Annotated in this window: 15 protein-coding genes and 1 pseudogene; 3 read left to right on the top strand and 13 right to left on the bottom strand. The window is 44.3% G+C overall.

The genetic code is table 11. From position 1 onward, the window contains the following. Window positions 1–260 precede the first annotated feature (260 nt). A complete protein-coding gene (locus tag DDT91_RS15880; RefSeq protein ID WP_187177179.1) occupies window positions 261–1,094 on the top strand; it encodes a PAS domain S-box protein in 834 nt (277 codons plus the stop codon). Between the two features lie 81 nt (window positions 1,095–1,175). Here DDT91_RS15880 and DDT91_RS15875 read toward each other — a convergent pair whose 3' ends face one another. Both DDT91_RS15875 and DDT91_RS15870 read right to left on the bottom strand, forming a co-directional pair. Further along, on the bottom strand, window positions 1,176–1,622 hold the full coding sequence (locus DDT91_RS15875) for a nuclear transport factor 2 family protein (protein WP_187177178.1): 447 nt from the start codon (window positions 1,620–1,622) through the stop codon (window positions 1,176–1,178). Window positions 1,623–1,651: 29 nt separating this feature from the next. Then, entirely contained in the window at window positions 1,652–2,848 is a 1,197-nt protein-coding gene (locus DDT91_RS15870) for a sugar MFS transporter (RefSeq protein WP_187177177.1), read from the bottom strand. A 61-nt stretch (window positions 2,849–2,909) separates the two neighbouring features. Here DDT91_RS15870 and DDT91_RS15865 point away from each other — a divergent pair, with 61 nt between their 5' ends. After that, on the top strand, window positions 2,910–4,271 hold the full coding sequence (locus DDT91_RS15865; protein ID WP_187177176.1) for a sulfatase: 1,362 nt from the start codon (window positions 2,910–2,912) through the stop codon (window positions 4,269–4,271). Window positions 4,272–4,316: 45 nt separating this feature from the next. Here the strand turns inward: DDT91_RS15865 and DDT91_RS15860 are convergent, their stop codons facing one another. Both DDT91_RS15860 and DDT91_RS15855 read right to left on the bottom strand, forming a co-directional pair. Then, window positions 4,317–4,601, bottom strand: coding sequence for a hypothetical protein (locus DDT91_RS15860; RefSeq protein ID WP_187177175.1), 285 nt, complete (start codon window positions 4,599–4,601; stop codon window positions 4,317–4,319). A gap of 6 nt (window positions 4,602–4,607) precedes the next feature. After that, the gene (locus DDT91_RS15855) at window positions 4,608–5,018 is read right to left on the bottom strand and encodes an SET domain-containing protein-lysine N-methyltransferase (protein WP_187177174.1); all 411 of its coding nucleotides are present in this window, start codon (window positions 5,016–5,018) and stop codon (window positions 4,608–4,610) included. A gap of 121 nt (window positions 5,019–5,139) precedes the next feature. Here DDT91_RS15855 and bla point away from each other — a divergent pair, with 121 nt between their 5' ends. Continuing rightward, window positions 5,140–5,880: a subclass B1 metallo-beta-lactamase gene (gene bla, locus DDT91_RS15850; protein ID WP_187177173.1), complete on the top strand. Its 741-nt coding sequence runs from the start codon at window positions 5,140–5,142 to the stop codon at window positions 5,878–5,880. Window positions 5,881–6,651: 771 nt separating this feature from the next. Here bla and DDT91_RS20860 read toward each other — a convergent pair. From DDT91_RS20860 to DDT91_RS15805, 9 genes and pseudogenes are all read right to left on the bottom strand, one after another. Beyond that, window positions 6,652–7,512 (bottom strand): annotated as a pseudogene (locus DDT91_RS20860) (DUF6671 family protein). Beyond that, window positions 7,494–8,846, bottom strand: coding sequence for a dihydroorotase (locus tag DDT91_RS15840; RefSeq protein WP_187177172.1), 1,353 nt, complete (start codon window positions 8,844–8,846; stop codon window positions 7,494–7,496). The pseudogene DDT91_RS20860 and the gene DDT91_RS15840 overlap by 19 nt, the downstream one beginning before the upstream one ends. Window positions 8,847–8,997: 151 nt before the next feature. Continuing rightward, window positions 8,998–10,407 (bottom strand): Gfo/Idh/MocA family protein, encoded by a 1,410-nt coding sequence (locus DDT91_RS15835; protein WP_187177171.1) that lies wholly within the window; start codon window positions 10,405–10,407, stop codon window positions 8,998–9,000. 370 nt (window positions 10,408–10,777) lie between these two features. Beyond that, window positions 10,778–11,833, bottom strand: coding sequence for a type I restriction endonuclease (locus DDT91_RS15830; protein WP_255502148.1), 1,056 nt, complete (start codon window positions 11,831–11,833; stop codon window positions 10,778–10,780). 370 nt (window positions 11,834–12,203) lie between these two features. Continuing rightward, entirely contained in the window at window positions 12,204–12,824 is a 621-nt protein-coding gene (locus DDT91_RS15825) for a YdeI family protein (RefSeq protein ID WP_187177169.1), read from the bottom strand. Window positions 12,825–13,017: 193 nt separating this feature from the next. Next, window positions 13,018–13,224 (bottom strand): helix-turn-helix transcriptional regulator, encoded by a 207-nt coding sequence (locus DDT91_RS15820; RefSeq protein WP_111392220.1) that lies wholly within the window; start codon window positions 13,222–13,224, stop codon window positions 13,018–13,020. A 3-nt stretch (window positions 13,225–13,227) separates the two neighbouring features. Further along, complete coding sequence (locus tag DDT91_RS15815) at window positions 13,228–13,764, bottom strand: DUF2975 domain-containing protein (protein ID WP_187177168.1); 537 nt, start codon at window positions 13,762–13,764, stop codon at window positions 13,228–13,230. 10 nt (window positions 13,765–13,774) lie between these two features. Continuing rightward, window positions 13,775–14,311, bottom strand: coding sequence for a DUF2975 domain-containing protein (locus tag DDT91_RS15810; protein WP_187177167.1), 537 nt, complete (start codon window positions 14,309–14,311; stop codon window positions 13,775–13,777). Between the two features lie 12 nt (window positions 14,312–14,323). Then, on the bottom strand, window positions 14,324–14,887 hold the full coding sequence (locus DDT91_RS15805) for a DUF2975 domain-containing protein (protein ID WP_187177166.1): 564 nt from the start codon (window positions 14,885–14,887) through the stop codon (window positions 14,324–14,326). Window positions 14,888–15,096 lie beyond the last annotated feature (209 nt).

Raw genomic sequence — 15,096 nt, 5'->3', positions numbered from 1 at the left:
ATATTCTATAGGTTTTGCCTAAAAATGGGCCTTAAGGGAGTGTAGATGTTTCCTGTTTGTATATCTGAAGGTTGAACAGACACCATTTTGCCATGCTTCCATCTTTTTAAATCAGAATAGTGCAATTTCAGTAAGCCTTTTAGGATTTTTTCTAAATTCTAAGATTCAAGTTGTTTAGGCCAGCAGGCTGTTTTTTTAACCGTTTCTGAAATTCGGATAAAAATATCCTAAATTGCACTAAAACTAAAGTTGTTTAAGATATGAAAGGGTCGATTTTTAGATCCAAATTGTTAAGTCTTCGAAAACCCGAGTCCATAGCGGGAGCCTATTTGATCCTGGGTTTAGTATGGATCACTCTTAGCGATAGGCTGGTAGAGTTGATGTTTAATGAGGATATAACACAGATATCCCGATTTCAGCTATTCAAAGGTTTTTTTTATGTTTTATTGACTTCCCTGTTGTTACATTTTTTGATCAGAAGGCTCTATGATCAAATCTCCAAGAGGAATCGAGAATTGGAGTTGGTATTTACCAACCCTGACCTCGGGATGCTAAAACTTGATTCGAAAGGGGTTTTGACGGAGCTAACTGCAAACATTGAGATCATGACCGGATATTCAAAACAGGAGTTGATCGGCAAACTGATTTTTGATTTGGCCTATCCTTTACCGGATGAGCGCAATTTGGAAGCATTCAGGCAAATCATTCAATCAGATCATAAGGAAGGGTTTCAGTTTCAGTTTTCTGTAAGAAGCAAAAATGGGGAGGAAATCATTTTCAACCTTTTTGGTATGAGGATATTGACCAAGCAAAATAAAGTGAGATCCTTTATTGTGGCTGTTGAGAATGTGACCGTGCAGCTTAGGTCTCTTCAAAATCTGGAGGCGAAAAACAAACAAATCATGGATCTTGCCTTTGATCAGTCTCATTTGGTGCGAGCTCCCTTGGCAAGAATCATGGCCATCACTTACCTGCTTCAAGAAGAAGGATTTTTAAGTGAGAGAGAAAAAGCCGAACAGATCAAAAAGTTGAAAGAGTCTTCCGATGAATTGGATTTTCATGTTCGAAATATTTCTCAGAAAATGAGAGTTTAATGTGATTTTAGGGGAAAAACGAACCTTGGTTATAGACCTTTCCTTTTTTGGCCTTTCCTTACATGAGCCTGAAATTCAGTGTTATTTAAGTTCTTCCTCTGGAATCGCCATGGTATGATTACCAAGAAGTCTCCATTTTCCATCCACCCAAGCGTAGCTTCTCATAAAATGATAGGTTGTCGGGCTGACTCCCCGATCCACCACGGTAAAACCACTTACCAGTCCGGTTTGACCAAGTATAACCACTTTTTGATCTCTTGGGATTCGGTTTCGGGTATCATCTTTTTGTCCGGCTTGGATTTTTTTTGCCCGGCTGATGACCGCTTCTTTTCCGTCAATCAGACCTGCATGATTGTGAACCCAGACGAATTCCTCGGCTACTAGATTTTCCAAAAACTCTACATCGGAGGTCAAAAGAGCTTTTTCCCAACCTAAATCCAACTGAAGAAGTGCATCTTTTTGGGTTTGAGAAAAACAGGAAAATTGAATCAAAAGGGCAAGTAAGGAGACAAGAATTATCTGTTTCATTTTAGGATTTATATGATTGATATGAGCAATTAAGGGGTTTTTCCTGAGCTAATTTTCCTGTTCATCTGCAGGGTCATCCCGAAAATCAAAACCAGGAAGATGCCCAAAAATCCCAGGAGAAATCCATAGCCTGTGAAAAAGGCGATTTTTCCGAAAAGAAATGGCATCAGGGTAATCCCCACGTAAGCACTCGCCATCTGGAATCCCATGATGCTTTGTGAATTTTTCTCCCCAAAATTGACTGGAGTCTCATGAAGCAAACTTGGAAAAATCGGTGCACAACCTAATCCCACAAGCAGAAAACCGGGAATGGTAGTAAAAGTGAATGGAAGGAATAGCAATACCAATCCTATACCAATGACCCCCTGGCCCAGGTAAACCAACTGCCGGTTGCTGAAATGGGCAGTCAAAAAACCGGATAAAAATCTTCCGATAGTAATACCCAGGAAGTACAAGGAGGTTAGCCTTGCCGCCTGATCGGCATCATATCCTTTTTCAAAAACCAAATAACTCGCTCCCCAAAGTCCAAACGTAGCTTCAATGGTGCAGTAGCAAAAGAATACCAACAGAGCATGCTTCAATCCCGGAAGAGAAATCAGCATGGAGAAAAGATTGGGTGATTTTTCTTCGGAGTGAGCTTCTTGCCTTGGGTTGTTTTTGATCCAAAGTGGAAGCGAAAGCAACAAAATCAGCACAAGTCCAAGCTGAATCCATGCCACCGTACCGTAACCACTCGACCAAGCATCGCCATTGGCCAAGTATCCGGCCATAATCATCGGACCGATCGCCGCGCCCACTCCCCAAAAGCTATGCAGCCAGTTCATGTGGCGGGCTTCGTAGTGCAGGGCCACATAATTATTAAGCGCCGAATCTACGCTTCCTGCTCCCAGACCCAAAGGAATGGCCAATAAGCAGAGGTAAAGAAATTCACCTGAAAGAGAAAAACCCATCAGAGCCAAAGCCGTCATCAGGACACTAAAGGTAGTCACGGCAGCCACCCCGAAACTTTGGATTACCTTTCCACTAAACAAACTGGAAACTACCGTTCCTGCTGCAACAATCATGGAAATAATTCCGGCATAGTCTGCCGGTACTCCCAAATCCCCGAACATCGCCGGCCAAGCGGCACCCAGTAAAGAATCCGGCAAACCAAGGCTGATAAAGGCCAGGTAAATAAGGAGTAGAAGAAATCTTTTTTTGAAAACCGGGGGAGAAGAAGCAAGCATAAATGGAGGATTCTTTGGTAGAATAGTGGATTTCTATTGAAAAATATTGAATTTAAAGAGTATGAAAAAATCAGTGTGGATTGCTCTTCTTTTTCTTGTAAGCCTTTCTGTTTTCGCACAGGAAACCCGTCCCAATATCATCTTCATCCTAACAGACGATCAGCGATGGGATGCCTTGGGTTTTGCAGGCAATCCGATCATCCAAACTCCAGAAATGGATCGCTTGGCAATTGGGGGAACTTACTTCGAAAACGCTTTTGTCACCACGCCGATCTGTGCTGCCAGTAGGGCAAGCATCTTGACCGGACTCTATGAGCGGACACATGGCTATACCTTTGGGCAAGGGAATATTAAGCAGACTTTTATGGATCAATCCTATCCTGCAGAACTCCGGAAGGAGGGATACTACACAGGTTTTTTTGGAAAGTTTGGAGTGAATTATCCTGGCTTTTCGGAGCTGTTTGATGAAGGAGAGGACTATGACCGCAATGGGAAATTCAATGACCGGAGAGGCTATTTTTTCAAGACTATCGGAAAGGATACCGTGCATTTGACCCGCTACACCGGACAACAGGCCATAGATTTTATCCAAAATGCCCCAAAGGAAAAACCCTTTATGCTTTCCTTGAGCTTCAGCGCACCTCACGCCCATGACCCGGCGTCCCTTCAGTATTTCTGGTCATCGGAATTTGATACGATGTACCAAAAGGTAACGGTTCCCGATCCGATCATGGCTACAGAAGCTGATTTTCTAGCCCAACCTGAGTATGTCCGAAAAGGAGAAAATCGAACCCGATGGTATTGGAGATTTGACACTCCGGAAAAGTACCAGCACAGCGTCACGGGATATTACCGCATGATCTCTGAGGTAGACACCGAGATCGGAAAGATCAGAAAAGCCTTGGATGAAAAAGGACTGGCCGAAAATACCGTCATTATTCTGATGGGTGACAACGGCTACTTTCTTGGTGAGCGCCAACTCGCCGGCAAGTGGCTGATGTACGAACCTTCCCTGAGGGTTCCCCTGATTGTCTTTGACCCGAGGAAAGAAGGAGGAATACGAAATTCCGCTTTTGCCCTGAATATCGATGTGACGGCGACGATTTTGGATCTTGCCGGGGCGAAAGTCCCCAAGACATGGCAGGGTGTTTCTCTGAACTCACCTGATTTGTCCAAGCGGAAGGAATTTCTGACCGAACACCTTTGGCAGACGCCCATTATTCCGCCCAGTGAGGCCTTGAGAACAGAACGATGGAAATATTTCCGCTATATCAATGATCCCAGCCACGAGGAATTGTATGACCTGAGCGTGGATCCTTTGGAGAAAAATAACCTGGCAGACGATCCTGCTTTTCAAACCATCCTTCAGGAGCTACGAACAAGGATGGAGAAAAAGATCGCTGCGTACCTGAAGAATAGATGAAGTCAGACTAGTCAAAAGTAAAATAAAGCTGATTTAAAGAATCCTTTATTTTTTCTTTGTAGTCAAATCGGTGGTCCTTTTGGGATGTACGAGAAGGTCCGGTTCCATTTTTTGGCTAATCTGCTTAGGACCTATTTTTCCTCCAAGTCCATCGTCTTTGTGAAAAGGCTGAACCTTTTTTCCTGTTACTGATCGTTGGCTTTCTTCGAGATTGAGGTTCTCAATGGATTTGGACTCAACAGGGATTCCGCCTTTGGGTACATCTTGGCCAATGGGGGTGATCGTTTTTTGAATTGCGGATTTGTCTGGAGTTGATTTTCTGTTTGCCATGGGATTTTAAGTTTTAGGATTAAAAGATTCTCCTGCAGGGCCATAGTGGATGGTGATTTCCTCATGAGGAAGGATGTCCTGCCTGGCGCGGAAGGTTAGAATTTTTTGGTTGATTTCGCGTGTGTAGCTGCAATTGGGTTCGGGGGAGTGGTTGTAGAGTGAACCAAAGCCAAGTGCCAGTGCCAAGGATTTTTTGCGTTTATCCCAGAGAAAAACATAACGCTCAAGAATGTTTCCTGCAAAGCGATAGTGGTCTCCTTGGTCTAATTCGATGATGCAACAGCGTTCAATGAGCTCTCCTTTGCGAAAGCACCGGCCTGCAAATACTCCACGGCCTTTCGATTCAGTAGAGGATATGTACAAATCTGTATTTCCAGTCAAGCGGGCTGGAGACCTAAAATCCCGTATCGTATCCATTAAATTTTAATGAGTAAAAGAGTCAGGTAGAAGTTAAAGAAAATCGCTTGAAATCTCTATTTCCTGATCTTGATGGAGATTAAATCATCGTGTACCTTGCCCTCCCAACCATCATTTCCCAATGAAATTCCAATTTTTATCCTTCTTGCTATTCTTTCTTTTTGGGGCCAAGAACCTTTGGGCCCAACAAAGCAAAACAGTATATACTTCAGAGACACTGAAAATAGAGCAGATCAGTCCCCATACTTTTGTCCATATCAGCTACCTGAGTACGCAGGACTTTGGCAAAGTCGCTTGCAACGGAATGATTGTTATCGATGGCGGTGAGGCCTTGGTTTTTGATACGCCCACGGACGATGCCGTGAGTAGGGAGTTGATCGATTGGCTGGAAACCGACCAAAAGACCAAGGTTGTCGGAGTACTCGCTACCCATTTTCACAACGATTGTCTTGGAGGATTAAATGAGTTTCATGCGCATGGTGTGCCCTCCTATGGGTCTACTCAAACCCAAGCTTTGGCAAAAGCCGCCACGGATCCTGTGCCTCAAAATGGATTTGTGGAGCAGTTGATCTTGGAAGCGGGAAAAGTGGCTGTCGTTACCCGTTTTTTGGGGGAAGGACATACCCGGGACAATGTCGTAGCCTATGTTCCTGCTGATCAAGTGCTATTTGGAGGTTGTCTGATCAAAGAAGTTGGGGCTACTGTAGGCTATTTGGGAGATGCCAATACAGGGGCTTGGTCTGGAACTGTCCGGCAGGTGAAATCCACTTTCTCGGAAGTTAAAACTGTTATTCCCGGTCATGGCAAAATCGGGAATGCGGAATTACTGGATTATACCATCCGATTGTTTGAGGGTAAATGAGGAATTGAGCGGAGATTTTTGGGCTATCCCCTTGGTTTTGTCGGCTTGTTCTTGGGTTTCAGGGTAGATTAAAAAGAATTTTTGAAATCCAACTATTGGTCATCCTCTCCAAGATTTGCCTCATTTTCAAAAATTTCAACATCCCGAAAAAGACCCATTTGTCACTTGCCTCACAAATGAAATGCCCATGAGAAAATGCTTCTCACACAAGGGAATGATTATCTAGGGCATTCCATGTGGCAAATGAAAATCAAATTATCAACACATGAAATATTCCGGTTGATTTTTTCGATTCCGGGACTGGGTCTTTTTTGCCCAACCACTTTGAAGGAATTTTTTCTCGGGGAAAAAGCTTTTGCCCAGTAGGCCCACTTTGGAAAATACTTTTCCTAATTCAGTGGCTTATGGATTTTTAGCACATAAAGCGCCTTCGTTGCTGTTGCAAAAGTTTTACGACCTACTGTTTGCTAGGGGCGAATTTTAGGAAATTCAGATTTTTTGATTTTGATAGAAATAGAATTGAAAAAATGTCTGGTGAATGTGAAGCTTGTCTGCAAGGAATTAGAGAAGTAAATGGAAGTTTTTTTGGTAAAACTAAGTAGAGTAAGACCTGCTTGTCGATGTGATTTCCATAGGATGGAATTTTTGAGAACAGGGATTACAAATCCCTAATGAAGGTTGTTCGGAATTCCCTACGATCACTTTTGGTCCACACCCAGCTTCCCCTCACTACATTCTAGGTGAAAGGATGCTAGGACACCCTCAACCAACTCAGGGGTTGCAGCGGTCGCAGTACATAGGATCCTCGGTGGTTTTCCCGTGAGGAAAGTGGACTTGCTCGGTATGCCCGCAATGTATGCAGGTTTTGGTCTGAAAAAGAGTGGATCTCGTGGGTGTTCCGCACCAACTGCAAGGAAGTCCGGGTTCGGAAGCGACCGCTGCAAAGCCGGGTAGGGAACAGGAGGGACAGCAGGAACGGATTTTTTCCAAAAGCTTTTGGGCTGTTTCCTCAATCACCTTCATCCGGGTGGGATTCAGATGGGCCCTCATGTCTGTCTCTACATAGGCGCTGCCGTGCTTTTTCAAAAGCTGTTGTCCGAGATCGAAAAGTAGGTAGTGATCCGTGATGCCTTTGTGGATTTCGACTTGGCTGTCTTTTTGATTTCTCAAAATCAATCCATGGCTTGGGAAAAGCGCTTTTTGAGCAAAGTCCTCCAAAGCATCCAATCAGCTGAATTCCTGACCTCCAAAATTGGTCTCGATGCTCAGGTGTCGGGCGAAGATTTCCAGCTGGTTTTTTCGATCCAAAAGGAGCAGCCATTCTTCATTGGCAGGTAGGAAAAAAGCAGAAGGATGCGCGCCAAAGGAACCCTCACTGGCCAGGGCCAAATCGGCACCCGAGAGCTCCATCGCCAGTTCGCACTTACGCTTGGCCGTACTGATTGGGTCTAATGTTCGCTCGATTTCTCCTGAAAATGTACCCAAAAGATCCGTGTCGAGACCTTCCGCAAGCTCACTCTTCACCCCAAGCTTTTCATCAAAAAGTGGCTGGAGCACACGTTCTTTTCCATGCTTCGTGGCGATGACCAGCCTTCGGCTTGAAAAGAGCTCGTTTAGTTTTTCAAGTCCCATACTTCCAGGGCTTTTCCTTTGGCACCTTCGTGGAAAGTTCCTTTCTCAAACACCAGTTGGCCGTTGACCCAGGTGTGGGTGACCTGACTGTGAAAGGTCGTGCCTTCCAGCGGAGACCAGCCGCATTTATAAAGAATGTTTTCTTTGCTTACGGTCCAAGGATGATTCAGGTCCACCAAAACCAAGTCGGCAAAGTAACCTTCTCTTACAAAGCCTCGCTCCTTGATTCGGTAAAGGATCGCAGGATTGTGGCACATTTTCTCTGTGATTTTTTCCAGGCTGATTTTTCCCTGATGGAAAAATTCAAGAAGGCAAACCAAAGAATGCTGAACCAGAGGAGCACCGGACATGGACTGGAAATAAGGCTTTAGCTTTTCTTCCAAGGCATGCGGGGCATGGTCGGTGGTGATCAGATCGATTCGGTCATCCAACAGCGCAGCTAGCAGGCCCTCTGCATCTTGTTGGGTTTTGATCGCGGGATTCCACTTGATCAGCGTTCCCTTTTTTTCATAATCCCGATCGGTAAACCACAGGTGATGGACAGATACCTCGGTGGTGATTTTTTTCTCGGAAAGGGGAATGTCATTTCGGAAAAGTGCCGTTTCCTTGGCCGTGCTTAGGTGGAGGATATGAAGTCTGGCGCCGTGTTTTTCAGCGAGGCTGATGGCCCGTTCAGTAGCCTCAAAGCAGGCCTGTTCGCTGCGAATCAGCGGGTGAAATTTGACCGGAACGTCCTCTCCGTACTGTTCACGGTAGATTTCCTCGTTTTTCTCAATGATTTCCTCTTTTTCAGAATGAATGGCAATTAGGCCTTTGTAAGTAGAAAAGATCTTCTCCAACATATCCGGACGGTCGGCCAGAATGTTTCCTTTTCCTGAAAAATACAATCCGTCATCTGTGATCGCCAAAAGTCCTGAAGTATCCCATTGCAGTACTTCGTCCAGATTTTCCCCATTGATGCCGAGCAAAAAGCCATAATTGGCAAGGGATTTTTGCGAAGCAATCTGATATTTTTCTGCCAAGAACTCCAAGTTCAGGGTATTGGGACGGGTGTTGGGCATGTCGATAAAGGACGTGACACCACCTGCCACGGCAGCTTTGCTTTCGCTGTGGAGGTCTGCCTTGTGCGTGAGTCCCGGTTCGCGAAAGTGCACCTGTCCGTCAATAACGCCCGGCAGGAGGTATTTTCCCTTACCATCGATCACCACAAATTCATCTTGGGCAGGTATCGAACCGATTTCCCGGATTCGCTCGCCAACGATCAGGATATCGGTCACTTGGATTTGGCCTTCGTTGACTAGGGTAACTTGCTGGATAAGGGTAGAGGTGGACATATCAGGGGAGATTTGACTGCAAAGAAATGCTCGAATTCTGACGCGTGCAAAAGATGGGAGTATGGAAAGTGATTTAGTTTTTTAAAAACCAGTGGGGAATAAAAAAAGCGGAATGAGACATTCCGCTCAGATCGTGCCTAGCATTTCTCCACTACATCTCCCAATCCGTTCTTACCGGTTCTTTGATGTATTGATCGGCCTCCGGAAGGCCTTTTGCTTTCATGTTTTCATAATCCCATTGGATCAGTTTTCCTCCCATTCGCAGGGACAAGACACCCAGCAAGGTAATCTCAGTCAATCGGGAACCATACTCAAAATTGGCAGAGGATTGCTCCTTATTTCGGATGGCATTGACCCAATCCTGGAAGTGGCCTGAAGAACGGGTGATCGTTGGCTTGGGTGGTTTGATGTTGTTTCTGAGTGATTCAGGGAATACCTGTGGCTTGCGGCCACTGCCGTCATTGATGATGATGCCTTTGCTGCCCACAAACATGGAAGCTCTCGCGGGGTAGGCATAGCCTGCTGGCAAGGCAGGATGCAGGTCTGGCTTTAAGCCACCGGAGTACCAGTTGATCTTCATGGCTTTTTGGTCACCTTTCGAAGAGAAATTGAAATAGCCGATTTCCCCATAAGGAGCGATTTTGCTGTCGGAATAGCCTGCAGGGAATACCTGAACTGTATCGGGACTTTTCAGATTAAAGGCCCAAGTCACGGCATCCAAGTCATGGCAACCAAAATCGCCCAAAGCCCCACAACCATAATCCCAAAAATCCCTCCAAGTGACCGGAACGTAATTTTCATGGAAAGGCACCATTTCCCGGGGGCCGATCCATTGATCCCAGTCAAAACCGACAGGCATGGTGCTTTTGCCTTCCGGTAGCCCTTTCAAGCCGGGCAGCCAACGTCCTGCGGGAACCCAAGCATGGCATTCTTTGACTTCTCCGATCACACCGGCACGAAGGTATTCGACCGTTTCACGGATTCCGTCGGTGGAGTGGCCCATATTCCCCATTTGGGTCATCAGGCCGGTTTCCCGGGTGACTTTGGCTACCTCGCGGGCTTCCCAGATGTTATGGGTGAGGGGTTTTTCGCAGTAGACGTGTTTGCCCATTTTCAGGGCCATGAGGGCAATGTAGGCATGGGTGTGGTCTGGGGTAGAGATCACAATGCCGTCCAGTTCGGAGGCATTTTCCATCATTTTGCGGAAATCGTTGTATTGAGCCACGCGCTTGGTGTTGCCTTTTGCGGCTTGCTGTGTCTCGATCATTTCTGTCACAGGTCCTCTTCCGGCCTCTGAGCGGTAGTAAAAATCAGCCAGATTCCAGTAATAGGCTGGGTCTGCCACTGCTGAAATATTCACATTTTCCAGTTTCAAAAAATCCTGTGCGTTTTGCTTCCCTTTTCCACCTGCACCGATGATGCCCAAGTTGACCTGATCACTTGGCGCTGTGTAGCCAGGTCCTCCAATCACGTGTCGGGGTACAATCATCATTCCTGCACCGCTGAGTGCAGCGGCTTTCACAAAATCTCTCCGGGAAAAGGGTGCTTTATCGTTTTTCATGGTTAGTAAGGGTTCGATCGGTTTAAATTTATTCGATTTCACCGATGCATCCATCACCACTCGGGATTCAATTTCGGCCCTCTGCGGAATAAATTGGGGTAAAAAACAGGTGATTTTTGGGCTAAAGCCCGTGGGAGAAAGGTCAGGAATTGACGGGAATGGGCTAAAGCCGCATTCCTATTCAAAGATTGGGATAATAGGCTATGTGCTGCCTCCTGCTTTAGCTGGAGAATTCAGGTATTAGGTGATATTTGCTGGGCTTTAGCCCAATTCTGTTTATGGAGAGGTAAAGGGGAATTTTGAATTCTATTAAAATAAAAAAGCGGGGTTTCATTTCCCCGCTTGTTCAATCGCTTTTTGCTTATGTGATTTAGTCTTTTTCATAGAAATCAACTGTTGCCAGAAGAACACCTTCATGGATATATATATCATCTACACTCTCAAGTAATATTTTTGTTTCGTTTTTATCTTTATCGAAAACACCTAAGTGCTTTTTTGATCCATTAAAACGTAATCGACAAAGAGGCTTTCTGTTATTATCATCTAATAAGATTCCAAAATAGCTTTGGGTATCTCTTCCTACAATTCTCTCTTTAGAAATCCTTCTTCTTAAAATTGCCTGAACAATTCTATAGCCTTCCATCTCTTCTTCGGTTGTCACTACCTTTGTTTCCTCTTCTTCTTCAGGAGAAGGAATTGGAGCAGCGGACTTTTCTTTTTCCGACTCTTTTGAAAGAGCATTAGTTAGTCTTTCATTAACCTTTTCAGATATCATTTGGGCAAAAGCCCTTTGTACAAGTTCAGTAAATTGCTCAAGAACTTGAGCAGTTATTCGTCCTGAATAATTCTGACTTGCGAAATGTTTCACAAATTCTGGGCTTGGATTAGACAGTTCTGCTTCAATAGTTTTTCTTATTCCTTTAAGATATTTAAGAACCGAAGCATTGTTTATGATTTTGTCGACATCAAAATTCGATTTATGGAATTTGGCTATTTCACCGATTAAATTCTCTCTAAGCTTAGTTATATCAAATTCTAAAAATGGCTTTTCATCCATCTTATTAGGCTCTTCCAAATCAGAATAAAATCTATATTCTACCCCATTAGTGAGGAGTGAAAAACGAGTTTTAGTAACATGAAAATATCTAAAAAGTTGTGATCCATGAACATCCAATTTTTCTCTCCAATGCTTACATTCAATGATTAGGATGGGATTACCGTTTTGGAAAATTGCAAAATCAACTTTTTCTCCTTTTTTTAAGCCAAGATCCGCAGTGAATTCGGGAACAACCTCTAATGGATTGAATATATCGTATCCTAGCAGATTTATAAAGGGAAGAACGAATGCGTTTTTGGTAGCCTCTTCAGTACCAATTTGCTCTTTTAATGTGGAAACTTTTTCAGAAAGAGCCTTAATTTGGGGCATTATGTCCATGGTGTTTTTTTAAAAAGGTTAGTTAAAAATCGTTTTTACACCTGTAAAAACGTAAAAATATAACATGAAAAACTAAACAATCAAAATTGATTTGAAATTTCAGTTATCGCCTTTTTAAGATCGGAAAGAATAAGTCCGTTAAAGTGAATTTCTCCCTCGCTTCCACTATTGCACTGTTCTCTGCCCCATGGCCTTTGCGCTATTTCAAACTATCTTATTTTTAAGAACCTGGACTTTTCCAAAAATTGCCATGGATGCACTGATCCCTAATGGTATGATTCCTGCTTTCGGAAAAGCAGGAAAACTGCAAACTTTTTCTTTGTGCCTTCTCTCTAAACCTTAGTGTCCTTTGTGGTAAAAATCAATCCATCATCCCTCTTCCTTCAAAAATCTTCGGAATACATTTTTCGATTCGGCTGAGACGGGTAGCGGATTGCTTGGCTCCGGTGAAGTGGATCAGGTAGCCTCGCTGTCTTCCGGGAGTAAGTGCAAAAAAAGCCTTTTCTAAGCCCTCGTGTTCTTCAAATTTCTGAATGAGTTCCTCGGGGATTTCTTGGGCAGAGGGCTCCGGTTTTTCGAGTTTTTTTCCGGACTTCTCGATTTCGATGGCTTGGGAGAAATAGGCTTTGAGTTCTTTTTCCAGTTTTTCTGCCTGATCCAATTCCGTAAATCGGATGATCCTTCCCTCGTGGGAATTAGGACCCGGCAAGTCTAAAATTCCTTTTGGATCCTGCATCAAACTTCCCTTCAGGAAACTCAAGACACAGGAATCATTGAAAACTCCGAGCATGATCACGTTTTTCCTTTGGAGTGTATAGGTGGGCACTCCCCATTTCCGCTCTTCCGTCAGTTCGGTTTCCAGTAATAGTTGCCGCAGAAATTCCAGAATGTCAGTCCATCGATGAACCTTGCAGGCAGGCGTTGCTCCTTTTGGGCAGCGCATGCAGCCTTCGAGGAGAAATTGGTCAACTTGGGGATTCATCAGAGGTTAAGGGTTAAAAGGTTCAGTGTTCAGGATGACTCTTGTTGTCAGCTTTGCGTTGTCAGGGTTGTCACGTTGTCCTGAAATCACAGGGTTGAATCTGGTAATTAATGCTTCCGCCGACAACAGCATAGCGGACAACCTGACAACATTTCAACGTACAGCGACTATTAAATGATACCAGTTACATTTTTTACTCCTCCCGAAACTCCAAAATATCTCCCGGCTGACAGTCCAGCGCCTTGCAGATGGACTCCAGGGTGCTGAAGCGGATGGCTTTGGCCTTGCCGGTTTTAAGGATCGATAAGTTAGAAAGGGTAATGTCGACCTTTTCGGAAAGCTCGTTGAGGGACATTTTCCGTTTGGCCATCATCACGTCTAGATTCACGATAATTGCCATGGCTTAGATGGTTAGGTCATTTTCAGCTTGTAACTCCAAGCCCTTTTTAAATACTTGTGCAATTACAAAAATGATCGAGCCCATCAACAAGTAGACGTAATTGTCATGCCACAAACCTTGAAGCGCGCTCAGTTCCATGCCTTTCATTGCGGGAATTTCCGAAAAGCGAAATGCGATGATGCCAAGTGTCCCAACGGCAAGGATCATGTAGCTTATCCGTGAAATCAGTGTCGCGATTTCGGGACTGAAAGGCTTAACGAGATTGAGCGTGCTGAAAATTTTGATGGTAAAATAAAATGCTAAGGCCTTCATTAAGCTAATCGCAAGGGTGAGACTGAATAAAATCCCAAAATGGACATTATTCAGGTTAAATAGCTGGGAAATATCCTTTCCCATCATCCAGTCTTTTGCCCCTTCAGAATCGAATAGGTGGTAAAAAAACAAGATGAGTAAATAGGCTGAAGTGGTGCACATCGCGCAGAAAATCAGTGTGGAAATCACGTCTATAACCCAGAGAAGGGTATTTGTGGTTTTTTTCATGATGGGATAGTTAGACAGTCAATTCACTTTCATCCTGCAGTTCAAGCCCTTTTTTGAAAATCTGGGCAATCACGAATACTACCGCAGCCATCATCAGAAAGGCTGAATAATCGTCCCAATGAACATAGGCATTGCCGACCGGAAAGCCCTGTTTGGCCAGTTCATCAGTGACTCCCTGAGCGACTGCACCCAGGATACCCACCGCAAAAATGCAATAGCTGATCTTGGAAATCAGGCGGGACATTTCCTGGCTAAAGGGCTTGTGTATATTCAGGTATTGGAAAATCAGGGTGATCAGATAGAAGGTATAGGCCTTCAATCCATTTACCCCGATCGCCAAGCCAAAAAGCAAACCAAAATAGAGTTCACTTTGAGTAAAGAGCTCGGTGAGATCCAAAATGAGGTACTGATTTTCCGGTGGAAAAACCCGGAATTGCATGAAGGCATAGTTGAACATCAAGGCACCAGTCTGATAGCACAGCGCGATGAAAATGATCCATGAGATGACATGGAGGAACTTGATGACGAGGTCGGTTTTCGGTGACATGGTGGAGGAAGCTTAGACAGTCAATTCATTTTCATCCTGAATCTCCACGCCTCGCTTGAAGACCATCCCAATGGCAATTAGCAGGGCTGCCATCAGTAAAAACTCAAAGCCGTTGCCCACCATTTCCTGCACTCGATCCAGTTCATAGCCCCTTTTCACCATTCCCTTGAATACTCCCGATGCCAAAATGACCGCCACCCCGATCTGAAAAGCCACATAGCTGATGGAGGAGATGAGTTTGGACACTTCCCTGCTGAATGGATGAACGAGGTTGATCTTGAGAAATACCCGAATCATCAGGTAAAAAAGGTAGGCTTTTTGGCCGGTGACAAACAGGATGATGGAAATTATGCCTCCATAGTACCAGATATTTTGCTCCCGTAAAGCCGAAAGATTGAGGCCTTCGAAGAGGTTTTGGGATACGACTGGATTAAACAGGCTGTAGATAAACGTGAACAACAGGGCTCCAGCTTTGATGCAAAGGCCGATAAAGATGGACCAGATGACCACGGTGATGAGCATCAAAGAAGGCTGATTGACCCACTTTTCTTTCCATTGAGTTTTGATTGAGTTCATAGAGGTATGGATTTGATTTTTCAAAAGTCAGTAAAAATTTATTGAAAAACAATAAATAAGTATTGAAAAAAAATATTTTTCAAAATGGGGAATTCTTTGCCTGGGAATCTGATAGTGTATTCTATGCGGTATTCCTAGTCTTTCATTTCTAATGAAAGAAGTCTTTCAATGCGAATGAATAAAGTCGATTGGGTTCAATGAAACTTCCT

Origin of the sequence: Algoriphagus sp. AK58, from assembly GCF_014324365.1 — a bacterium.
GTDB lineage: Bacteria > Bacteroidota > Bacteroidia > Cytophagales > Cyclobacteriaceae > Algoriphagus.
Note: the sequence above shows the minus strand (reverse complement) of the source record. Positions and strands in the feature narration are given on the sequence as shown.